We start from the raw sequence: 22,274 nt of genomic DNA on the forward strand, positions 1-22,274 counted from the left end.
TTAGCGGGAATAGAATTCGACGATCATGGTGGGATCGAACACCGAGCGGAGGTCTTCCCCGTCGGGCACGGCCGTGACCTTGCCCGAGAGCGTCCCGATGTCCAAGGCGAGCCACTTGGGCGGCTCGAGCTTGGCGATGCGCTCGGCAAGCCCCTGCAGGAGCCCCTTGCCTTTCTTATTCTCCTTGAACGAAACCGTGTCGCCCACGCGCAGGCGGTACGAGGGGATGTTCACCGGCTTGCCGTTCACCAGGAAGAACCCATGGCTCGCCATCTGGCGCGCCTGGCGGCGGGTCTTGGCGAAGCCGAGGCGGTAGGCCGCGTTATCGAGGCGCAGCTCGAGCATCTGCACGAGGCGCGTGGCCGTGTTGCCTTTCTGGCGGGAGGCCTCCTCGAAATAGTTGCGGAACTGCGTCTCAAGCACCAGGTACAGGCGCTTTGCCTTTTGCTTCTCGCGCAACTGGGTGCCGTACGAGGACAGGCGCGGCCGGCGCAAGCTTTGCGCGGGGCCGTGCACGCCCGGCGGGAACGCGCGGCGCTTGACCGCGCATTTCTCGCGCCCGCACAGGGACACCCCTTCGCGGCGGCACATCTTGCAGGTGGTTTTCAGCGTCTTGCCCATATCAGGTTACACGCGGCGGGCGCGGCGAGGCCGGCAGCCGTTATGCGGAAGCGGGGTGAGGTCCTTGATGGAAAGCACGTTGAACAGGTTGGCGTTGAGCGCGCGCACCGCGCTGTCGCGGCCGCTTCCCACCCCTTTCAAGAACACGCTCAGGTCGCGCATGCCATAATCCTTGATCTTGTCCGCGACGGCCTTGACGATGACGCCGGCCGCGTACGGGGTGGCCTTCTTCGGGCCGCGGAACCCGCATCCACCCGAACTTGCCCAGGCAAGCGTGTTGCCGTTGAGGTCCGTGATCGTGATGATGGTGTTGTTGAACGTGGCCTGAACGTACGCGCATCCGTGCGGCACGGAGCGGACGGCCTTCGCCTTCTTCTTGGGCTTCCCGACCGGCTTGGCGCCTTCCTCCGCCACGGCCGTGCCTTTCATCTGTTCGGACATAGGGAGGTTAGGTCTTGGTGAGGATGCGCTTGCCGCTGCCCGTGGTCTTGCGCACGTTGCCGCGCACGGAGCGGGAGTTGGTGCGGGTGCGCTGGCCGCGCGCCGGCAGGCGCTTGGTGTGGCGCGTGCCGCGGTAGGAACCGATGTCCTTGAGACGCTTGATGTTGCCGAGCACGTCGCGGCGCAGGTCGCCTTCGAGCTTATAGGTCTTTTCGAGCAGCGTGCGCAGCGCGTTCACGTCGGCCTCGCTCAAGTCCTTCACGCGGACGTTGCCATCCACCTTGGTCTGCGCAAGCACGTTCTTGGCCGTGGTGTTACCCACCCCGTAGATATAGGTGAGGGCGATGACCGTGCGCTTGTTGTTCGGGAGAGTGACTCCGGCGATACGTGCCATAGGAAAAGGTTAGCCCTGACGCTGCTTATGGCGCGGGTTCTTGCAGATGACAACGACCCGGCCTTTGCGGCGGGTGGTCTTGCAATCGCGGCAGATCGCCTTGACGGATGCGCGGACCTTCATAGAGAGGGGTAACGAGAAACGCCGTCAGGCGGCTGCCTGATGGCGTTGGGGACTCTAGAAACGGTAGACGATGCGTCCCTTCGTAAGGTCGTAAGGGCTCATTTCGACTTTCACCTCGTCGCCTGGGAGGATGCGGATGCGGTTCATGCGCATTTTCCCGGAGAGGTGGCCAAGGATCTCCTGGCCGTTCTCGAGACGGATTTTGAAATTCGCCGCCGGCATCAGCTCAAGGACCGAACCGCGCATCTCGATGAACTGCTTCGAACCGTTGTCGGCCATAGTCGACCGAAATGCTATCAGTTGAGCGCAATTCTGGCAAGCGAGCTGTGGATACGACGAGTGGCCATATGGTACTTGCGCTCCCAGCACATGTCAAGCATCCGTGCCAGAGCCGCCTGTGGATGGATTTTTCCGCTTATTTCAGCGATTCATTAGCTGATACGGTCGCCTTGATGCGCCGGACTCCGGAAGCCACTGCCTCCTCCTTTTGGATGGTAAAGGCCTTGAGCTCGCCCGTATGCTCGACATGGGGGCCGCCGCAAACTTCCGCGCTCGCTACACCCCCTTGCGCTTGGTCCCCGACGAAATACACCTTGATCTTCCCGCCGAGCTCTGCGTACTTGTCCTCGAACAGGCCGATGGCGCCTCGGCGCTTGGCCTCCTCGATGTCCAGGATCTCATAGCGCACGGGGAGGTCACGTCGGATGGCGTCGTTCACGATCTCCTCGACGCGCCTCACCTGCTCCGTTGTCATCTTCTCGGGGTGCGAGAAATCGAACCGCAGCCGCTCGCGCGTGATGTTGCTCCCCTTCTGCGCGACGTGCGGTCCGAGCACCTCGCGCAACGCCTGATGAAGGAGATGCGTGGCCGTGTGAAGGCGCGCGCACTCCGCGCTGCTGTCCGCGAGCCCGCCGGTGAATTTCTGTTCGGCGCCGGCGCGCGAGAGGTCCTGATGCTTCCTAAACTCCGCCTCGAACGCGGCACGGTCTACGTTCTGGCCCTTGTCCTTGGCGAGCTCCTCGGTAAGCTCGAGCGGAAACCCGTAGGTGGAATACAGGACGAACGCGTCGTCGCCCGTGACCTTCCCTTCCCTGGCAAACAGCTTCTCGAACTCCCGGAGCCCCTTTTCGAGCGTGCGCCCGAACTTCTCCTCCTCCTTGGTGAGCTCGTCGACCAGGCGCGCCTTCTGATCGAAAAGCGCCGGATAGGCCCCGTCGAAGGTTTCGACGATCACGTCGTACAGCTTGCCGAGGAACGCGCCGTGCAGGCTGAGCGACAGGCCATGGCGCACGCTCCGACGTATCAACCGTCGGAGCACGTATCCCTGGTCCTTGTTGGATGGGATGATGCCGTCGGCGATCATGAACATGGCCGTGCGCGCATGGTCGGCCACGATGCGCATGGAACGCCCGGCATCGCTCGCATACGCCTTGCCGGACATCTCCTCGAGCGCCTTGGCGATGGGCGCGAACAGGTCGGTCTCGAACACGTTGTCAAAGCCGTTCAGCACCGCGGTGATGCGCTCAAGGCCCATGCCGGTATCCACGTTGCGCTGGCGCAGCGGCACGAATTTCCCGTCGGCCGTCTTCTCGTACTGCATGAACACGTCGTTCCAGATCTCGATGAACCGGCCGCAATCGCAGGCAGGATGGCAGGTGGCACCAAAGGTCGGATCGTGCATTCGGCCCGTGTCATAGTACATCTCGGTGTCCGGGCCGCACGGGCCGGTGATGCCGGCCGGTCCCCACCAGTTCTGCTTCTTCGGGTACGAAAAGATCCGTTCGCCGAGTTTCGCGTCGATGCCGGCCGTCTTGAACGCCGCCTGCCAAAAGCCGATGGACTCGTCGTCGCGCGGCGCGTCCTGGTCGCCTTCGAATACCGAAACGTACAGGCGCTTGGGATCGAGCCCGAGCCATTCCTTTCCCGTGAGGAACTCGAAGCTCCAGGCGATCGCTTCTTGCTTGAAGTAGTCGCCCAGCGACCAGTTGCCGAGCATCTCGAAGAAGGTGAGGTGCCGGTTGTCTCCCACGTCGTCTATGTCGCCAGTGCGCACGCACTTCTGCACGTCTGCAAGTCGCTTTCCCCCTGGATGCGCCTCGCCCAACAGGTACGGCACGAGCGGATGCATCCCGGCCGTAGTGAACAGCACCGTGGGATCATTTTCCGGAACGAGCGAAGCCGACGGGATCACGGTGTGGCCCTTGGAACGGAAGAACTCGAGGAATTTAGACCGGATCTGGGCAGAGGTCATATCGACGGCATCATGCAGGATTCGCGGTCCGGAATCAACTTCACGCCGTCCCTTCGGCGGGCGGGATGGCCTCCTCGGGGGCGGCCTTGCGCAATACCTTACGACGCATCCCTTCCATGAGGTCGTGAAGCTCGCGCGTGCGCAGGAGCCGACAGATCGCCACGTACGCCGCGAGCCCGAGTCCGCCGGCGATGAATCCCTGGCCGAACACGCCGAAGAAGGTGTCAATCGAGAACAGGGAGAGCACGAGCGGCTTGGTGGCCTGCATCACGGCGGAGGCGACCATGGACGCGAGCGCGATACGGACGAGCGAGGGGAACATGCTCGCCTCGCCCAGCGTCCCCACGCGCCCGCGCAGCGTGGCCCACAGGAGCGCCGCGTTCGCGAATGACGCGAGCGAGAACGCCATGGCGAGCCCCGTGACCCCGAAGGGGCCGGTGAGCCAGAAGGCGGTCACGATTCCCAGGATGCCGGACATGATGCCGGCGACAAGCGGAGTCGCCGTGTCGTGCAGGGCGAAGAACGCGCGTGAAAGGAGATACACGAGCGATTGCGGGACGAAAGACAACGCGAAGAACGCGAGCGTATCCGCCGTGACGATGGTCGCGGGCCAATCGAACGCCCCGGCGCCTACCACGACGCGCACCACCTGGGCGCGCACGACCAGGAACAGCGCGGTGAGCGGGACGATGAAGAACAGCATCTGGCGCACGGACGTCGCGAACGTCTCCACGAACCGATCGTCCTCCTTCCTGGCCGCGTGCTCGGCAAGCGATGGGAACGCGGCGATGGCGAAGGACACGCCCACGATCCCCACCGGGAAGAACTGGATGTTGTAGGCGAACTGGAACACGGTCACCGATCCTTCGCTGAGCGTGGACGCGATTCCCGCGAGCGCCACGAACGTGAGCTGCGCGACGGCGATCCCGATCATGCGCGGAGCGGTGAGGCGGAACACCTCGCGCGCGTCCCTGTCCAGGATCGGCCGCTTGAACGCGGGCCGCCATCCGGCGTTCCATACCCCGATCCCCTGCACGAGTGCGTGCAGCAGGGCCCCCAGCACCACGCCCCACGCAAGCCCGATGGGCCCGATGGAGCGCGCGAGCGTCACGGCGCCGACGATGATTCCCAGGTTATAGAGCACGGGCGCGCTCGCGTAGAGCACGAACCGCTTCATCCCCTGCAAGGCGCTCCCGAACACGATCGAAAACGAAAGGATGGCCTGCGCGAGCAACATCACGCGCATGTGTCCGGCGACCATCAGCTGCTTCTGCGGCGCGAATCCAGGCGCGACGAGCGCGGCGAGCGGGTTCGCGAGCGCGGCGGCCACGAGCGCGACCAGTCCCATCCCGACCACGACCACGGCAAGCACGTGCGAGGTGAGCCGCCACGCGCGCTCATGCGCGAGAGGATTCCCCCAGTACGAGGTGAACAACGGGATGAATCCGGCGGACAAGGACCCCACCACGATCAGGGCGAACAGGAGGTCCGGCACCTTGAACGCCGCGTAGTACGCGTCGAGCGTGTCCCCGGCGCCGAATTCGCCGGCAAGGACGCGGTCTCGGATGAGACCGAGGAAGCGGCTCGCGAACGAAAGGACGCCGACCACGGTGGCGGCGCCCACGATCGATTTTGACTCGGCGTTCAGGAACTTGAGCACATCAATCCTCGCGGCGGACGGAGAGCCTCTTTCCCTTTCCCGTCTCCCCCCGTGGCGCTTCTGGGACCTCCTTCGGACGGATCGCCTCGGGCAGGTCGATCGCCAGCTCGTAATCCCGTTCCTTATGCACCGCGAAGGTGGTGCGCACGAGGGTGAACAGCCCGCACAGAAGCAGCACGCAGAGCAAGGCCACGGCCCCTTGCATGATCGGATTCCCCAGGCTGAAGAACGGCACCTGGACCTGCGTCTCATCCTTGGTCTCCCGACCGTCAGGATCGGTCACGCTAAGGCGGATGCGGTAGCTGCCGGAGGCGGCGTACGCATGTTCGAGGGCGTATTGGTTTGACGTGACCCCGTCGCCGAAATCCCACTGAAACCGATAGCCGGGCAGGTCGGGAGTGAGCGCCTTCACGGCGAAACGGTTCCAATCCAGGCGATCCGTGCTGAACACGGCGGAAATCATCCCGACGTCTCCATCGGGCCGTCCTGTGTCCTCTGCCGTCGGTTCGACGGGGGGTTCCGGCGGCGGCGTTTCTGAAGTGACGGCCGCCTCGACAGGCGCCGGAGCGGATGCGACGGGGGCCGGTTTTGCCGGCGCGGGGGCCGGGGCGGGCGCGGGGGCTGGAGGCGGCTCCTTCGTCCTGGTCGGATCGGTCGGGAACACGTCGTCCTTGTCGGACACGCCGTCGCCATCGGTATCCTTCTTGAGCGGGCTGGTGCCGATTTCCCTTTCCACGTCGTCGGAAAGGCCGTCATCGTCGTCGTCCTCGTCGCAGGCGTCCCCCTGCCCGTCCTTATCCGTGTCCTTCTGGTCCGCGTTCTTCTTGGAAACGCAATTGTCCTTCTCGTCCACGACCGCGTCGTGGTCCTGGTCCGCGATCGGGGTGAACAGCCCGGTGATGGCGACGTCATTGCCGGCGTTCGTATCCTGCGGATCGGTCCCCTTGATCTCGGCGCGGATGTTGAACGACCCCGCCGGGACGGTGAAGTCCACGAACACGTCCTCGGGCACGCCGTCGGCCCGCACCGATATCACCTGGCTGTCGCCGACCGGGATGGACCCCTGGAAGAACGACACGTATCCGCTCATGTCCTCCGTCCCCACGTTGCGGACCTGCGCATACAACCGGATGCGATCCCCGGCCACCAGCGTCTTCACGGAGAAGGAAATGTCGCTCGATCGGATGCTCAAATCGTTCGTCGCACAGAGGGCGGCGACGGGGGCGAGGGTCAGCGCGAGGATGATGAGGAAACGGCGGAACATAGCCACATGATACCACTATCCGACCTTGCGGACGGAGGCCCGGTCACCCGCGGTTACCCACAGTTCGGCCGCCTCGTCGGGAGAGAGGTGGCATTCGAGGGCAAAACTTGGATGCACGCGCACCAGGACATGCTCGACGTGCGCCCCCGTCTTGTAGAGTTCGAGCGTGACCACGTCTCCGTCCTTCACCCCCAGCCGTGTGGCGTCCGCGCCGTTCGCATGCAGGTGCCGGATGGGGATGATGGCGCATTTGCGCCGGACCTGGCCGTGCGGCCCGCGGAGCGTGACCGTGGCGGCGCCCGAAAGCTCGCCGCTCGCGCGCACCGGCGCATCCACCCCGAGCGCCGCGGCCTCCACGGGCGACAGCTCGAGCTGCGTGGACTCGCGCGCCGGGCCCAGCACGCGCACATGCTCGAGGATCCCCTGCTCGCCGATCACCGCGACCGTCTCCTTGAACACGTGCTGTCCCTTATGGCCGAGCTCGGCGATCGGCGCGAGCTTCGAGCCGAACAACGCGTCCATGTCCTTTTGCGACAGGTGGACGTGCCGATGATGGACGATGATCGGGATTTTCATACGTCTCGATGCCTCAGGAATCCCTGAAGCCTTCACGCCTGCGGCCTTCCCGCCTTTCCATGCCCGAACGAATAGTTGAACAGGTCGTGCTTGATCGGCCCGAGCGTGGCCAGGTGCAGCTCGGCCAGCATGAACTTGAGCGCGATGTTCACGCGTCCGTCGCGGTCGAGCCGGCGCACGGACACCGGCACCTTGAACGGCAGGAACCCGAACGAGCCCGCGCGCGCGCCACGGCGCGCGTAGTCGTGGTCTTCGCAGAACGTGACGCTCTCGTCGAACCCGCCGATCGCGTCATGGAGCGACCTGCGTACGAGCAGGCAGAACCCGGGCGCATGCGGGAACGCCTTGCCGAGGGCGCGGACGTAGCGGTTATAGGCGCCGTGCATCACATGGTCGAGTGGGGCGTCGGAAAGGGGGAACACGTCGCATGTGGCGAGGTCGAGCTTGCGGTCTCGCATGCACGCGACGGCCTGCTCGAGGAACGTCGGGTCATCAAGCTCCACGTCGGCGTCGAGGAACAGGATGAGCTCGGTGGATGCATGCGCGGCGCCGCGATTGCGTCCGGGACCTGGCATGCCGCCATCCACCACGCGCGCGCCAAACGAAACCGCGACCTCTCGCGTTCGATCGGTCGAAAACGCGTCCGCCACGATGATTTCGGCAGGCTGAAGCGTCTGGCGACGGATGGACGCGAGAAGGCGCGGCAGGTAAGTCTCTTCGTCTTTGGCGGGGATGACGATGGTCAGCACACTACCACCCATCCTAGCCGATTTTGCGTCCAAGGACAAACAACGCGACCCCTGTCGCCACGGCCACGTTGAGCGACCGTTTGGCGCCAGGAAGCGGGATTTCCACGGTCGCATCGCAAGCCGCAACGACTTCTTTGGGGACGCCTTCCACCTCGCTGCCCAGGATCAGGGCGAGACCGGGAGATTGCTTCGTCCCCTTCGACAAGCTCAGGGTCCTCGCAAAGACAGATAGGTCAACTGCCCCTTCGCGATTGTCGAGCGCGACGACCGTCATCCCCTTTCCCTTCAATTCCACGATGAGCGCCAGCACGTCTTCCCGCTTTTCCCACGGCATACGGTCCTGACTTCCCAAAGCCGTCTTCGCGATCTCATTCCTTGGCGGAGTCCCGGTGTATCCGGTAAGGTACAATTTCTCCACGCCAAAGGCATCGGCGCTCCGAAAGATGGAACCGACGTTATGGAGGCTGCGGATGTCGTGGGCGATGAGGAACATGGGGAAAGGTTTGAAGGGTTGTAAGGGTTGTAAAGGTGTAGGATGTCTTTTTTGTGAAATTATATCAACCGATAAGCGGCAAGATCGAACGTCTCGCGCATGACGGCAGCGGGGAGATTTCGCGTGCCGAAGGAAAGCCGTATTTCATCTACAACACGATTCCTGGCGAGACGATCACGGCGCTCCCGTTCAAGCGGGCGAAGGAAGGCGTGCGCGCGGAACTTCAGTCCGTGGCCGAAGCGTCGCTGGATCGCGTCAAACCGACCTGCCCGTATGCCGGCACCTGCGGCGGATGCAAATGGCAGCACATGGGCTACGAGCGCCAGCTCGCCGAAAAGCTTGCTGGCATCCGTGACGCCTTCGAGAAGGCCGGCCTTACATGTCCCGTCTCTTCCGTGATGCCCTGCCCGGACCCGCTGTACTACCGCAATCGGATGGATTACGTGTTCGGTCGCAACGGGGAGCTCGGGCTCAAGCAGCCCAACAAGTGGTGGGCCACGCTCGATCTGGAAACCTGTTATCTCCTTTCTGAAGAGTCCGTCGAGGTGACGAGACGCGTCCGTGAATGGACACGAAAGACGGGTCTGCCCTTCTGGGACGCGAAGACACAAACGGGATTCTTCCGCTACCTCGTCATACGCGAGGGAAAGAACACGGGCGAGCGCATGGTAATGATCGTCACCGCTCGACCTGAAGCTCCCCAAGCTCATCAAGCTCTTCAAGAACTCCCCGCTCTTCTCGACAATCTGGCGACGTCCGTCATCTGGGGCATCAACCCGCATCTGACGGACCTTTCGATCGCCCACGAGATCATCCCGCTCAAAGGCAACCCGTGGATCCACGAACGGGTGAACGGCGTCTCCTACAAGATCACGCCCAACGCCTTTTTCCAGACCAACACGGTGATGGCCGCGAAGCTGCAAGACACGGTCCGTGATTTCTGCGGCGACCTGTCGGGCAAGACGCTGCTTGATCTGTACTGCGGGTCAGGATTCTTCTCGCTGGCGCTGGCGCGCGACCCCCTCATGCTCCCCCTTTCCAAGGGGGAGGTAGCGCGAGTGATCGGCATCGAGCTGTCGGCTGAGGCTATTGAGTGTGCGAAGGAGAATGCGGTCGCGAACGGGATAACTGCCGAATATTTCGCCTCATCCGCCGAAGCGTTCGACTGGAAAGGCTACGCGCCGGACGTGGTGATCCTCGACCCACCGCGCGCCGGGATGCACCCGAAGGTAATCGAAACGATCCTTGAGGCCGCGCCTCCAGTCCTTGTGTACGTATCCTGCAGTTATACGCGTTTTATCCAGGAATTCACGAAGCTCGGCGATAAGTACGTCCTCGACTCCGCCACCGCCCTCGACCTATTCCCGCAGACGCCGCACGTGGAGTGCGTGTTCAAACTCGTCCGTCGTCAATCATAAATGGAATGGTCGCCGATCGAATGGAAAAGTGCATGATGCCGGTCGATGAGCCGAAAGATGATCCGATAACGAAAATTAATCGAGAACGACCAATATTCCTGGAGTCTGCCGGTCAATTTATGCGTCTTGAGTGTAGGCTCGAACGGGTCAACCAAGAAACGCTCGACGCGGTCTTTCACGATGGAACGAAGCGATGCCGGCAGCTTCTTCGCTTCGCGCGCGAACCTGGAGGTATAGCTGACTTCCACAGTCCCTAGGCCCAAAGTTCATCGATCTTTTTCAGCTTCTTCGCCTTGCCTGCCGTGAATTCCTTCTCGCCTTCCTGCAGGTCAACCAGCAACCGTCCGGCCATCCAATCACGGAGCAGGTGCCTGAAAAACTCGCTTTTCGAAGCATAGTGCTTCCCCTTCACCTCCCGGTCCACGACCGCGTTCAGTTCCGCGGGCAAAGAGATGTTCACGACGTTGCGCATATCCAAGGCTGTAATAATATGTATTACAGTATGTCATCGGGCAGGCTCCGTCAAATCGCCGCCACCCTCGACCTGTTCCCGAACACGCCGCATGTAGAGGGCGCGTTCAAGCTGGTGAGGAAATAAAAAAACAGCTCCCGAGTCGGGAAGCCGTTGAGACAGTCGGACGTCAAAGAGGTGATTCAACCCCATCGCGAACCCGAATTACTTTGCCACCAGGCAAATGGCAGAAGGCAGGGTAGACGTCGAAGGACCAATGTATTTGGCCGTTCTCCTCGTCATGCTCGAATTCCACTGTCGGAAACGTGTCTCCTACGTCCCCATAAGGACCGTAAATCTTTCCATCAGCCACTATAGTCACGTGAATGCCTTCTCTCAAAAAGATAAAGGTGTGACCGGCAAATGTCCGTACCGATTTAATGTGATTGTCCGGATGGAACGGCCCAATCCTCCAGCCGTCTCCGATAAGGAATAATTCATTCGGCTCGAGGATCGCAGCGATGATGCCGTATTCTTGATACAACGTGATCGAATCGCGTCTGAACGGTTCGCTCAATGTCCCGTTCGTGATGAGGAACGATTGTCCGCCGCGTTGCACAATGAATCCGTTGCCCCACCAACCGTCTGGCAGGACTTTCTCGACATCGAACGGCACGCCATTCACTTCCCCCGTCACCACCGTGGCGACGGCCCCATCGGGATACGCCTTCAGGAAGCGGTCTCCGTCGGCAAGCAGCAGATATTCGTCATTCTCCTTTTTGGACGGCCTGCCACGTGATTTCGCAAGGATGCCGAGCATCTCATCAGGCATCTCGAGGAGCGCCTGAATATGCGCCGGCGTGATTCGGCCAGCGTTGAACTGCTGGAGCAGTTCGATGATCTGGTTTGGAATGGACGCTTTCGCCACGATGCACCTCTTTACCGTTCGGAAGCGCGCAGGTGTTCCCACGTTCGCTTCTCCGGGCATGGCATGACCACACGACGGATGTCGCACGGGTCCAGTTGGACACGCGTAAAATAGCTCAATCTTGCCAAAATGTCAATCCTCTGCTAGCCTACGCGTAATTTATGGCTGAAACGCAGAAGAAATCCGGGTTCGCCGTGATGGTGGGGCGCTCCAACGTGGGGAAATCCACGATCTTGAACGAACTCGTTGGCTCCAAGGTGGCCATCACCACGCCAAAGCCGCAAACCACCCGCCTGCCCGTTCAGGGCATCGTTTCGCGTCCGGAAGGACAGGTGGTGTTCGTGGACACGCCGGGGATCATCCAGAAGTCCCGCGATTCCCTCACCCAGCGGATGACCAAGTCGGCAAAGGACTCGCTGCGCGACATCGACGTGGTGCTGTATGTCGTGGACCCCACCCGTCACATCGGGGACGAGGAAAAGGCCGTGATGCGCATGCTCGAGGACGTGACGAAACCCAAGTTCCTCGTGATCAACAAGATGGACCTGCCCGAGGGCGAACGGGAATTCCAGGACTATTACGACGACCTTCAGGGGCTCTACGACGGGACGTTCGAGGTATCCGGCAAGACCGGCAAGGGCCTTGATGCGCTGCTCGCGGCGGTGTTCGAGAAGCTGCCGGAGGGCGAACCGTATTATCCGGAAGGCCAGCTCACCAACATGCCGAGCGAGCGCTGGGTGGCCGAGCTCATCCGCGAGAAGCTGTTCCTGCGCCTACGCGAGGAAGTGCCTTACTCCACGCACGTGGAGGTGGAAGAGCTGGAGCGCCGCGAGGACGGGACGATGTACGTCAAGGCGACCGTCTACACCACGGAGGAGCGCTACAAGCGCATGATCATCGGCGCGCGCGGCCAGGGCATCAAGGAGATCGGAAGCAGCACGCGGCATGAGCTGGAGGCCGTGATGCAGACGAAAGTGTTCCTGGACCTGAACGTGGACACGGACCCGCATTGGGTGGACAGGATGGAGTGAGCGAAAACTTGAAACGTGAAAACTTGAAATCTTGAAAGGAAACGTGAAAACTTTTGAAAAGGCGAAACGGATAAACCGCTTCGTCTTTTTTCATCGTTTCAAAGTTTCAAGTTTTTCACCCAAAAAACCCCATGTACCACGTGAGGATCGGTCGTCCGAACAGCAGCATCACGAGCGTTGCCAGGGTAAGGAACGTGCCGAACGGGACCTGCGTCTGCCAGGCCGCCTTCTCGCGCTGGATGAGGAAGAGCCCCACGACGGCACCCAGGGCATAGGCGATGAACAGGGCGCCCAGCGCGTCCTTCCAGCCGAGCATGAATCCCATGAGCACGCCCAGGCGGATGTCCCCGCCGCCGATCCAGCGGCCTTTGGAGAACAGGTATTGGGCCAGGAAGAATCCGCCCAGGATCAGCCCTCCCGACAGGAGATCGTACGGATGGAAGGTGCCAACCCACACGTTGAAGGCGAACGCGATCGCCATGGCCGGGACCGTGAACCGATCCAGGATGAGGTAATACTTGAGGTCGTAGACGAACAGGAGCATCAGGGAGGTGACGAACGCCAGGTCGCGCAGGAAGAACGCCACCGACTGCATCGGGGAAAGCTCCGGCGGCAAGCCGAATCCGTACATGAACCGGAGGTAAAAGACGAAAAACAGCAGCCCGGTGCCGAATTCCACCAGCGGGTACTGCCAGGAGATGCGCTCGCCGCAGCTTCGGCACTTGCCGCGCAGCGCGATGAAGCTCAAGACCGGGATCAGGTCCTTTGGGGCGATTTGCGCCTGGCAGGACAGGCAACGCGAACGCCCGCCAAAAGAACTCCCGGCGTTCGTGCGCAGGATGACCACGTTGAGGAAGCTCCCGACCGAGAGCCCGATGACGAAGGCCAAGAGCGCGCCCATCATCATAGCTAGAGGCGGCAGGCGCCGGCCGAGAGCCCGTCCGGACTCGCGCAGTTGAGGCCCTTCGCGAGGCCGGCCTCGGGCCAATTCCCTTCGAGCTCGAATTGGATGCGGTACGTGGAATCTTCCCGGATGGAGAGGTAGCACAACGCATCCGCCTCGCCGGCGCAGGAGGCCAGGCCATCGAGCCCCTTGACGACCGTGGCCGGGACCCTGCGCAGGAACGTGGCGCCGGCGCAGGAGGCGGCGAACCCCTCTTCGCCCAAACATCCGGTCTCAAGCACGCCCAGCGCGATCCCTTCCCCTCCCGGCGGGTAGGCGTTCTTCTGGTTGAAGTAATTCTCCATGGCCGCCTGGACCTGGCGAACGTTAGAAAGACGCACGGCGTCCCGCGCCTGCGCGCGAGCCGCGTTCACCTCGACCGCGGCGAACGCGCCGATGAGGCCGATCGCCAGCAGGCCGGCCAGGATCTGGATGATCTTGCGCTGTCGTTCCTCCATAGGGTCTGGATGAAGAATGTGGGATGAAGGATGTAGGATTTCTTTGCGTATCCTACATCCTACATCCTTCATCCTACATTCTAACCCGTTCCTTTACGAGCCGCTCCACGTGCGCGCGCGTTTCCGTCGGCGTGACATGGCCCTTGAGCAGGTATCCGTCCGTGCCGCAGGCAAGCGTCTCGCGCACATGCTCGCGGTCCCCGCGCGCCGTGAGCGCGACCACGACGATGCCGGAGCTGGTCGGGTCTTCCTTGAGCGCGCGGACGAGCGCGAACGCCTCCGGCACCGTATCGGCGTCGAGGAGCATCGCGTCCGGAGCCTTCTTCGCGACGAGCTTGCGCGCCTCCTTCGCGTCCGGCGCGAGGCGCGCGACCCACCGGGCCGCCTCGAACCGCCGCGCGTAGATGCCGGCGAACGTCGCGTCCGGATCAACGATGAGCAGCTGGCGCTTGCGGGCAGGCACACTACTCGATGTCGCGCATCGCGAGCCCGATCGACACGGCCATGCGCGGTCCGATCTCGTCGAGCACCGGACGCAGGTCCGCCGGGTAGGACACCCGCGCCCACGGGTCGCCGCGATAGACGTTCAGGTTGAGCGAGGCGGAGAGGAACTCGGGCACGCCCGGGAGATGCGCGCTGCCGCCGGTCACCACCACCTTTTCCACCTTCTTGAACTCCGTGAGCTCCATGCGCGCGTACAGCTGGAGCGCGTACTGGATCTCGTGGAGGATGGGTCCCATCGCAGCCTCCACCGCGGGCGGGAGCTTGCCTCCGGGCATGGCCGGCTGGTTCCCCAGGTCGGTCTTGATCTGTTCGGCCTCCGATTCGGGCACCGACATCTGCTCCATGATCTTCTTCGTGACGGACGATCCTCCCACGTTGATGGACCTGGTGAGGAACGGGATGCCTTTCTCGACCACGGTGATGTTCGTGCGCCCGAACCCGATGTCGAGGATGAGCACCGCGCTCTTGTCCTTGCCGATCAGGCTGCGGATGAGGGCGAAGGACTCGGTATCGATCGCCTGGAGCTCGAGCTTGGCCGTGCGGAAGATCTCGATGTACTTCTGCACGAGCGTCTTGGCCGCGCCCGTGACGAGCACGCGCACGTAGTCGGACGGCTTGCCAGCCGGAACCGTTTGTTCTTTTCCTGCGGCCTTCGTGCCTGAGGCCTTCCCCGCCTGCAGAGGATCGATGAACGTCGAATAGGTGATCATCTCCGAGATGGGAAGCGGGGTGAGCTTGGCCACCTGCGCGTCGATGAGCGGTTTCATCTCCTTCTCGTCCTTGCGCCGCGGCACCGCCACGATCGTCGAAAAGATCGAGGACAGCGGGAGCGCCGCCATGGCCTTGTTCGTCTTCACCCCGGCGCGCTTGCACAGTTCGGCAAGCGTCTCCCCGGCGCCCTTGACGTCCTCGAACGGCGAAACCACGGCCTCTCCCGGCTTGCGCTCGGAATAGCCGTAGGTCAGCAGCGTGGCGCGGCCCTTCTCGTTGGAAAGCTCCACCACCTTGACCCCCCCGGCGCCGACGTCCACGCCGAGGAAACTTTGCTTTTTCGGAGCGCCGAACAGGGCCATAACCGGCTCAGTATACCACAACGGTCAGGTGTGCGCGTCCAGACACGCATTCACCGCCGCATCCGCCTCCGTGTTCTGCTCGCGTCGCACGTGCTTGAACGTGACGCGCTTGAAGCCGAGGGCGAGGTTGTGCACCTGCATGAACAGCTTCGCGAGGTCCGGATTCTTCACCTTATACTCGCCCTTGAGCTGCTTCACCGCCAGTTCCGAATCCATGCGCATCTCCACTTCCGTCGCCCCATGCCGCTTGGCCGCTTCGAGCGCGATGACGATGCCGGTGTACTCCGCCACGTTGTTGGTGGCGCGACCCAGGAACCGCGAGAGCGTCTCGAGCACTTCGCCGTCCGCGGTCTTCACGACCGCGCCGCCGCACGCCGGCCCCGGGTTGCCGCGCGATCCTCCGTCGGAATAGGTGATGAGTTTCATACGGATAGGCAGGAAGGCCTCAGACGTGAAGGCGTTAAGGGTAATCCCTGAGGCCTTGTCCGCCTAAGGCCTTCACGCCTTCAAGTCAACGATCCTCAACTGCAATTCCCGGTTCCCCTTCCACTCGTTCACGCCTAATTCGAAGGCGACGTCCAATGCCTGCCCCGGTTTCAGTCGCTTCACCCATTCCCCGAACCGGAACCCGATGAACTTGGCTATTCTCCCACCCTTGCCGCGCGCCGACAACCGGAGATGCTTCCCGTCCGCGCCGACCGTGTCAAAGGCGACGACGGTCGCGCGCGAGGCGAACAATGGACGCGGGTTCTTCTCGCCGAACGGTTCGAGTTTCTGCACGGCCTCGAGCAACGCCCAATCCACGTCCTCGAGGTCGAGGTCGGCGTCCACGCGCAGGATCGGACGCAAGTCATCCGGCTTGATGTGCGCGTCGGCGTGCTTATGGAGCGATTCGACGAGGAACGCGAACCGTTCTTCCCCGCTCACCGAAAACCCGCACGCCTGCGGATGCCCGCCGAACCGATCGAGGTGTTCCTTGCACGCGTGAAGCGCCGCGGTCACGTCGAACCCGCCGAAGCTACGGCCGGAGCCGACATAACGCTCGCCATCTTTTCCGACCGCATACACCGGACGACAAAAATCGTTCACCAACTTGCCCGCGACGAGCCCGACGAGTCCCGGCGACCAGCCGGCGCTTGAGACGATGACGCACTTCGTGTCACCGGGATCGCCGACGAGACGCTTCGCCTCCTGATACATCGCCTCGGACGCCTTCTGACGATCTGCGTTCACTTCGTTGAGACGCATGGCAAGCTCGGCCGCTCGCGTCGGGTCTTCTTCGAGCAACAACTCGACCGCGCCACGTGCGTGCTCCATGCGTCCAGCTGCATTCAGCCGCGGTCCGATCTGAAAACCTATGGTCACGGTGTCGAGCTCCCCGCCCTTGTTACCAGCCGCCTCGAGGAGTTTTTGGATGCCCACGCGCCGCGTCTTGTTGAGCACTTTGAGCCCATACGTCTCGAGCACGCGGTTCTCCCCCATGAGCGGCATCACGTCCGTGACGGTCGCGATGGCGACGAGGTCGAGCAGCCATTTCTCATACCCTTCCGCGAAGCTCGCACCACGTTTAGATGCCTCATGGATAAGCGCGCTCGCCAACTTAAAGGCGACTCCTGTCCCGCACAGCGTCTTGTTCGGATACGTCTCCCCTGGCACTTGCGGGTGCAGCAGGATGGCCGCGTCCGGGAGCGCGTCGGGCACGGCATGGTGATCGCACACGATGGTGTCCACGCCCAGCTCGCGGCCCCGGTCGATCGCGTCCTTGTTGGAAATGCCGCAGTCCACGGTGATGACCAGCTTTGTCCCTTCGGCCGCAAGCTTTTCCATGGTCGCGACGGACAGGCCGTAGCCTTCCTTCTCGCGGTGAGGGATATAGGAGGAGAGCTGAAAGGCGGTAGAGGCCCGCAGGCCCGCAGGGTTTTCCCTGAAAGCCTTGTCCGCCTGGGGGCCTTGTCCGCCTAACGATCGACAGATGTCGCACAGCGTGGACATGAGCACGGTCGTGCCGCACACGCCGTCCGCGTCGTAGTCGCCGTGGACCGTGATGCGCTCGCCGGCCTCAAGCGCCGCGAAGACGCGCTCAACGGCCGCTTGCATGTTGCGAAACATCGAGGGCGAGTGCGCATCACGACTCCAATCCGGCCCCAGGAACACGTCCATTTCGGCTTGGGTCCTCACTCCCCTGTTCCACAGCAACCGTAATGCCACCGGATGCACGTCCGGGAATGCCGCCCGAGCCTCGTCGGGCACGGCCGGATCGGTTATCCACACGCGCTCTTTCATGGCACGAGGATAGCACAAACGGACCCGCACGGGTCCGTTTGCCTACCCCCGTTTCAGCACGCTCATGTACGCCTCGCTCGGGATGTCGACGGAGCCGCGGCCGAACTCGGCCATCTTGGCCTTGCCCTTCTTCTGCTTCTCGAGGAGCTTGCGCTTGCGCGTGACGTCGCCGCCGTAGAGCTTGGCCGTGACGTCCTTGCGCATGGCGCTGATGCGCTCGCTTGCCACGATCTTGCCGCCCACCGCGGCCTGCAGCTTGATCACGAAGTTCTGCGCCGGGATGCTTTCCTTGAGGCTCTCGAGCATGCGGCGGCCCACGCGGTCGGCCTCGTCGCGATAGACGAGCGACGCGAACGCTTCGACCGGTTCTTCCGCGACCAGGATGTCCAATTTCACGACGTCCGCGACGCGAAAATCCATCAGCTCGTAGTTGAGGCTGGCGTACCCGCTGGTGACCGACTTGAGCTTGTCGTAGAAATCCACGATCACCATGGCGAGCGGGATCTCGTAGTGGAGGATGACCCGGTTCTCGGACAGGTATTCGGTGTCCTTGTAGATGCCCCGGCGATCCGTGACCAGCTGCATCACGCCGCCGATGTGGTCGCTGGGCGTGACGATGTCGGCCTTCACCCACGGCTCCTCGATCTCCTTGATGTGCGACATGTCGGGAAGCTCCGAGGGGGACTTCACGACGAGCGTCTCCCCGGACATCTTGAGCACCTTGTACGCCACGCTCGGCACGGTCACCACGAGCTCGATGTCGAACTCGCGCGACAGGCGCTCCTTCACGATCTCCATGTGCAGCATGCCCAGCAACCCGCAGCGGAACCCGTAGCCGAGCGCGGGCGAATGCTCGGGCTCGTAGGTGAGCGAGGCGTCGTTGAGCTTGAGCCGCTCCATCCCCTCGCGCAATCGCGCGAAGTCGAACCCTTCCTTGGGGAACAGCCCGGCGAACACCATGGGCCGCACCTCGCGGTACCCGGAGAGCGCCTCGGTGGCCGGCACCTTGAGGCTCGTGACCGTGTCGCCCACGCGGCAGGCCGCGATGTCCTTGAACCCGGTCACGACGTAGCCGATCTGCCCGCATTCGAGCTCGGGCATGGCGTCGAAGCGGCCCGGGCGCAGCGCGCCCACGTCGAGCAGCTCGCCGTCGCTGCGGCTGGCCATCATCAGGATCCTGTCGCCCTTCTTGAACGCGCCGTCCACCACGCGCACGTACGCCACCACGCCCTTGTAGTCGTCGTAGGCCGAGTCGAACACGAGCGCGCGGGCGCTCGCCGCGGGGTTCCCTTCCGGCGCAGGCACGCGCTCCACGATGGCGTCGAGAAGTTCAGGAACGCCCTGCCCCGTCTTTCCGCTCACCAGCAGCACGTCTTCCTCCTTGCATCCGATGAGCTGCACCAGCTCGGCCATGCGCCGTGGCACGTCGGCGGCGGGCATGTCGATCTTGTTGAGCGCCGGGATGATCACGAGGTCTTCGGCGAGCGCGAGGTACAGGTTGCCGATGGTCTGCGCCTGCACGCCCTGCGTGGCGTCCACGAGCAGCACCGCGCCTTCCACGGCCGCGAGCGAGCGCGACACCTCGTAGTTGAAATCGACGTGGCCAGGGGTGTCGATCAGGTTGAGGATATGGCCCTTGTGGGTCATGCGCGCCGGAGCGAGCTTGATGGTGATCCCGCGTTCGCGCTCGAGGTCCATGGAGTCGAGCATCTGGTCCTTCATCTGACGCTTGTCGACCGTCCCGGTGACCTCAAGCAGCCGGTCGGAAAGCGTGGACTTCCCGTGGTCGATGTGCGCGATGATGCAGAAGTTGCGGATCTTGGACTGGGGAACCATACGTGCGCGCATCCTAATAGAAAAAGCCCTGGAAATCCAGGGCGCGAAGGCGCGGGGACGGGCCGAAGCGGCGGGTCAATCCTCTTCGATGAGGCGTACGGCGCGCTCGAGATCGGCACGCGAGTCCGAATCGAGCTGTTCGCGGGCGAGGACGAAGCCCGCATCCGCGCTGTTCGCGAGCGTCTTGTCCACGTCCGAGCGCACGGCATGACGCACTTCGGCGTAGCACAGCGCGCGCTGGTAGGCGCTTTCCATCCTCGACGCGAGGGCGAGCGCTTGGGCGTACTGCCCGAGCCCGACGTGCGCGTCCACGACGAAACCGCGGGCCGCGTCGCGCAGCCACGGGTCGCGGATGCGCGCGATCTCCTCCAGCGCGGCGACGAACACCGCCTCGGCCTGGCCCGGCTCGACCTGCGTGGCGAGCTTGGCGAGGCGCGCGGCGCGGCGGATGGGATCTCGCAGGGCACGGGTGCTCTCGACGAGCGAGAGGATTTTGGAAGGTCCGTGGTTCTTCGACATGCTTCCTCCTTGGGTTGAAGCCCCACGAAGATACCCGCTTCGGACGCGAGCGTCAATCCGCGGAAAAAGAAAACACCCTGGGACCCAGGATGCGAGCGTCGTGGTGGCGCGCGGCATCAGGCCATGGAGCCGCGTGGCACGATCGAGGACTTGGTCGGGACGCGCACGTCCATCATCACCACCTGCGCGCGACGCCTGGGATCCCTGATGTACGGCACCAGGTCGTTGGCCGCGTCGACCGCCCCGATGCGCACGAAGAGCTCGAGCGCCTTCTCGATCCTCGCCTCGAGCGCGTTCGCGTCGAGCCGTTCGAGGCAGTACGACGCCCGGTTGGCGAGATTCCTCGCCTGCGACCTCTTGTCCATCCTCTCGGCGAAGCGCACCACGAGCAGCATGGCGTCCGCCTTGCGCCGCGGTTCGACGGCGCGCAACGCCTGCTGCTCGGCCTTCCACAACGGCACGTCGAGGTGGGCCCACCCGTCGCCGGTCTCGACGTAGCGCTCCACTTCCTTGAAAAAAGGATCTAACGCGAACACGGACATCGTTTCCTCCATTTGGCAACGCGGATGGTACGCCCGCGTGAGACGGGCGTCAACCGTCAGACCTCGACCGTCTCCCCGAAGCTCGGGGCGTGGACCTCGGTCTTCAGCTCGTGGCGCAGATGCGTCTCGAACACGTCCTGCGCCTCGGGGTCGCCGTGCACGAGGAAGATCTTCTTGGGCACCCCGCCCTCCTCGGGCATGAGCCAGCGCGTGAGCTTGTTCATGTCGCCGTGCGCGGAAAACGAACCGATGGCGGACACTTTGCAGCGCACCGTCACCTCCTCACGGAACACCTTCACGCGCTTGGCCCCCTCGTAGATCTTGCGGCCGAGCGTGCCGGCCGCCTGGTAGCCGATGATGAGCAGCGTCGATTTCGGGTCAGGCAGGTGGCGGATGAGGTGGTGCAGGATGCGCCCGCCGCTCATCATGCCGCTCCCGGCGATGAGCACGTACGGCGGCTTCACGTCGAAGATCGCTTTCGACTCGGGAACCGTGAGCGTCTCGCGCAAATTGGGGAAGCTGAAGAAGTCCCGATCCGGCTCGGACAGGATGGAGCGGTCGAACAGGAGGTACTCCTTGAACTGCCGGTAGATCTCGGTGGCGCGGATGGCCATCGGCGAATCGAGGAACATCGGGATGTCCGTCCGAAGGTCCTTGAGCAGGTTATTGATGGCATACAGGAGCTCCTGCGTGCGCTCGATGGAGAAGCTCGGGATCATGAGCACCCCGCGGTCGCGGATGACCTGCTCGATGGCCGCGCGCAGCTTCTCCCCGCGCTCCTTCATGGGCTCATGCACGCGGTGGCCGTAGGTGGATTCGCACACCACGGCGTCGGCGCGCGAGAGGCGCTCGGTGGGCGGAAGGATCGGGACGTTGTCGTTCCCGATGTCGCCCGAAAAGACGACGCGCTTCCCTTCGGCCTCGATCGAGACGAACGAGCTGCCGAGGACGTGGCCGGCGTCGTGGAACATCACGGTGATGCCCGGGGCGATCTCGACCTGCTCGTGGTAGCCCACCCCCTCGCAGCGGGAAATGAGCGCATCCAGGTCTTCGGGCGCATACAAGACCGGATCGCCGCAGCGCTTGGCGTTCTCCTCCATGATGTGCGCCGCGTCCAGGAGTACGATGCGGGTGAGCGCGCAGCACGGGCGCGTCATGATCACGCGGCCGGCGAACCCTTCCTTGAGGAGCTTGGGCAGGCGCCCGGTGTGGTCGGCGTGCGGATGCGTGACGAACACGGCCTCCACGGACTCCGGGTCGAACCCGAACGGCAGCATGTTCTTGCTCCCGCACAGGCGCTCCTCGCCCTGGAACATCCCGCAGTCCACGAGGAACCGGTGCGCCTGTCCGGCGCTGTCCGCCGCTTCGACGAGGTAGCAAGAGCCCGTGACCTCGCGCGCGGCGCCGTAAAAGGAGATCTTCACAGCTGCGGCTGCTCCGTGTCCAAGCCGATCGCGGCCTGATACTCCGCGAACCGTCCGCGAAGCGCTTCGGCCATGCCCACGGTCGACGAGTCGTCATGCATTTCGCCGAATCCGCGATGCCGTTCGATCACTTCGTCCACGAGGTCGACGTATTGCTCCTTCGTGTTGATGCCCTCGGCGCGGCCGAGCTCGACGATCTCCAGGAAGATTTCGGACGGGTCGACGTTGAGGAATTCGATCATATGAGGATAGGCGTTAAGGCTTCAGGCGTGAAGGCGTTAAGGGATTTCCT

26 protein-coding genes are annotated in these 22,274 nt (G+C 63.3%); 2 read left to right on the forward strand and 24 right to left on the reverse strand.

Going from position 1 to position 22,274, the window contains the following annotated elements; translation table 11 throughout:
• The 11 genes from EPO34_01135 to EPO34_01185 form a co-directional block, all read right to left on the reverse strand.
• Window positions 1-621, reverse strand: coding sequence for a 30S ribosomal protein S4 (locus EPO34_01135; GenBank protein ID TAK03751.1), 621 nt, complete (start codon window positions 619-621; stop codon window positions 1-3).
• A gap of 6 nt (window positions 622-627) precedes the next feature.
• A complete protein-coding gene (locus EPO34_01140) occupies window positions 628-1,050 on the reverse strand; it encodes a 30S ribosomal protein S11 (protein ID TAK04307.1) in 423 nt (140 codons plus the stop codon).
• Between the two features lie 19 nt (window positions 1,051-1,069).
• Window positions 1,070-1,456, reverse strand: coding sequence for a 30S ribosomal protein S13 (locus EPO34_01145; protein ID TAK03752.1), 387 nt, complete (start codon window positions 1,454-1,456; stop codon window positions 1,070-1,072).
• Between the two features lie 9 nt (window positions 1,457-1,465).
• Window positions 1,466-1,579 carry a 50S ribosomal protein L36 gene (locus EPO34_01150; protein ID TAK03753.1) on the reverse strand — a complete coding sequence of 38 codons (114 nt, stop codon included), beginning with the start codon at window positions 1,577-1,579 and terminating at the stop codon, window positions 1,466-1,468.
• A 54-nt stretch (window positions 1,580-1,633) separates the two neighbouring features.
• A complete protein-coding gene (locus EPO34_01155; GenBank protein TAK03754.1) occupies window positions 1,634-1,858 on the reverse strand; it encodes a translation initiation factor IF-1 in 225 nt (74 codons plus the stop codon).
• A 136-nt stretch (window positions 1,859-1,994) separates the two neighbouring features.
• Window positions 1,995-3,830 (reverse strand): alanine--tRNA ligase, encoded by a 1,836-nt coding sequence (locus tag EPO34_01160; protein TAK03755.1) that lies wholly within the window; start codon window positions 3,828-3,830, stop codon window positions 1,995-1,997.
• Between the two features lie 40 nt (window positions 3,831-3,870).
• The gene (murJ, locus tag EPO34_01165) at window positions 3,871-5,742 is read right to left on the reverse strand and encodes a murein biosynthesis integral membrane protein MurJ (GenBank protein ID TAK03756.1); all 1,872 of its coding nucleotides are present in this window, start codon (window positions 5,740-5,742) and stop codon (window positions 3,871-3,873) included.
• The gene (locus tag EPO34_01170; protein TAK03757.1) at window positions 5,492-6,754 is read right to left on the reverse strand and encodes a PKD domain-containing protein; all 1,263 of its coding nucleotides are present in this window, start codon (window positions 6,752-6,754) and stop codon (window positions 5,492-5,494) included. Before EPO34_01170 ends, murJ begins: the two co-directional genes overlap by 251 nt.
• Before the next feature lie 15 nt (window positions 6,755-6,769).
• Entirely contained in the window at window positions 6,770-7,330 is a 561-nt protein-coding gene (locus tag EPO34_01175; protein ID TAK03758.1) for a hypothetical protein, read from the reverse strand.
• A gap of 32 nt (window positions 7,331-7,362) precedes the next feature.
• Entirely contained in the window at window positions 7,363-8,193 is an 831-nt protein-coding gene (locus EPO34_01180) for a glycosyltransferase (protein TAK03759.1), read from the reverse strand.
• Window positions 8,093-8,572 carry a TrmH family RNA methyltransferase gene (locus EPO34_01185; GenBank protein ID TAK03760.1) on the reverse strand — a complete coding sequence of 160 codons (480 nt, stop codon included), beginning with the start codon at window positions 8,570-8,572 and terminating at the stop codon, window positions 8,093-8,095. The genes EPO34_01180 and EPO34_01185 overlap by 101 nt, the downstream gene beginning before the upstream one ends.
• A 53-nt stretch (window positions 8,573-8,625) precedes the next feature.
• Between EPO34_01185 and rlmD the strand changes: the two genes are divergently transcribed.
• Window positions 8,626-9,990 carry a 23S rRNA (uracil(1939)-C(5))-methyltransferase RlmD gene (rlmD, locus tag EPO34_01190; GenBank protein ID TAK03761.1) on the forward strand — a complete coding sequence of 455 codons (1,365 nt, stop codon included), beginning with the start codon at window positions 8,626-8,628 and terminating at the stop codon, window positions 9,988-9,990.
• Here the strand turns inward: rlmD and EPO34_01195 are convergent.
• The 3 genes from EPO34_01195 to EPO34_01205 form a co-directional block, all read right to left on the reverse strand.
• Entirely contained in the window at window positions 9,981-10,238 is a 258-nt protein-coding gene (locus tag EPO34_01195; GenBank protein ID TAK03762.1) for a type II toxin-antitoxin system mRNA interferase toxin, RelE/StbE family, read from the reverse strand. The two genes, rlmD and EPO34_01195, sit on opposite strands and share 10 nt — an antisense overlap.
• A 5-nt stretch (window positions 10,239-10,243) precedes the next feature.
• Window positions 10,244-10,462 carry a ribbon-helix-helix protein, CopG family gene (locus EPO34_01200; protein TAK03763.1) on the reverse strand — a complete coding sequence of 73 codons (219 nt, stop codon included), beginning with the start codon at window positions 10,460-10,462 and terminating at the stop codon, window positions 10,244-10,246.
• Window positions 10,463-10,631: 169 nt separating this feature from the next.
• Entirely contained in the window at window positions 10,632-11,429 is a 798-nt protein-coding gene (locus EPO34_01205) for a hypothetical protein (protein TAK03764.1), read from the reverse strand.
• A gap of 101 nt (window positions 11,430-11,530) precedes the next feature.
• Between EPO34_01205 and EPO34_01210 the strand changes: the two genes are divergently transcribed.
• Window positions 11,531-12,400, forward strand: a complete 870-nt coding sequence (locus EPO34_01210; GenBank protein ID TAK03765.1) for a GTPase Era — start codon at window positions 11,531-11,533, stop codon at window positions 12,398-12,400.
• A 115-nt stretch (window positions 12,401-12,515) separates the two neighbouring features.
• Here EPO34_01210 and EPO34_01215 read toward each other — a convergent pair whose 3' ends face one another.
• From EPO34_01215 to EPO34_01260, 10 genes are all read right to left on the reverse strand, one after another.
• The gene (locus tag EPO34_01215; GenBank protein TAK03766.1) at window positions 12,516-13,571 is read right to left on the reverse strand and encodes a prepilin peptidase; all 1,056 of its coding nucleotides are present in this window, start codon (window positions 13,569-13,571) and stop codon (window positions 12,516-12,518) included.
• Window positions 13,572-13,874: 303 nt separating this feature from the next.
• Window positions 13,875-14,381: a response regulator gene (locus EPO34_01220; GenBank protein TAK03767.1), complete on the reverse strand. Its 507-nt coding sequence runs from the start codon at window positions 14,379-14,381 to the stop codon at window positions 13,875-13,877.
• Entirely contained in the window at window positions 14,266-15,378 is a 1,113-nt protein-coding gene (locus EPO34_01225; protein ID TAK03768.1) for a hypothetical protein, read from the reverse strand. Before EPO34_01225 ends, EPO34_01220 begins: the two co-directional genes overlap by 116 nt.
• Before the next feature lie 24 nt (window positions 15,379-15,402).
• Complete coding sequence (locus tag EPO34_01230; protein ID TAK03769.1) at window positions 15,403-15,804, reverse strand: ribonuclease HI family protein; 402 nt, start codon at window positions 15,802-15,804, stop codon at window positions 15,403-15,405.
• A 72-nt stretch (window positions 15,805-15,876) separates the two neighbouring features.
• A complete protein-coding gene (gene recJ, locus EPO34_01235) occupies window positions 15,877-17,661 on the reverse strand; it encodes a single-stranded-DNA-specific exonuclease RecJ (protein ID TAK03770.1) in 1,785 nt (594 codons plus the stop codon).
• Window positions 17,662-17,703: 42 nt separating this feature from the next.
• On the reverse strand, window positions 17,704-19,497 hold the full coding sequence (locus EPO34_01240; GenBank protein TAK03771.1) for an elongation factor 4: 1,794 nt from the start codon (window positions 19,495-19,497) through the stop codon (window positions 17,704-17,706).
• Window positions 19,498-19,572: 75 nt separating this feature from the next.
• Window positions 19,573-20,016: a hypothetical protein gene (locus EPO34_01245; GenBank protein TAK03772.1), complete on the reverse strand. Its 444-nt coding sequence runs from the start codon at window positions 20,014-20,016 to the stop codon at window positions 19,573-19,575.
• A 116-nt stretch (window positions 20,017-20,132) separates the two neighbouring features.
• Complete coding sequence (locus EPO34_01250) at window positions 20,133-20,570, reverse strand: hypothetical protein (protein TAK03773.1); 438 nt, start codon at window positions 20,568-20,570, stop codon at window positions 20,133-20,135.
• Between the two features lie 44 nt (window positions 20,571-20,614).
• A complete protein-coding gene (locus EPO34_01255) occupies window positions 20,615-21,982 on the reverse strand; it encodes an MBL fold metallo-hydrolase (protein TAK03774.1) in 1,368 nt (455 codons plus the stop codon).
• Window positions 21,979-22,224, reverse strand: coding sequence for a hypothetical protein (locus EPO34_01260; protein TAK03775.1), 246 nt, complete (start codon window positions 22,222-22,224; stop codon window positions 21,979-21,981). The genes EPO34_01255 and EPO34_01260 overlap by 4 nt, the downstream gene beginning before the upstream one ends.
• Between the last annotated feature and the right edge of the window lie 50 nt (window positions 22,225-22,274).

Source organism: Patescibacteria group bacterium (genome assembly GCA_004297215.1).
Taxonomy (GTDB): Bacteria; Patescibacteriota; Patescibacteriia; order UBA9934; family GWF2-40-263; genus 2-01-FULL-63-20.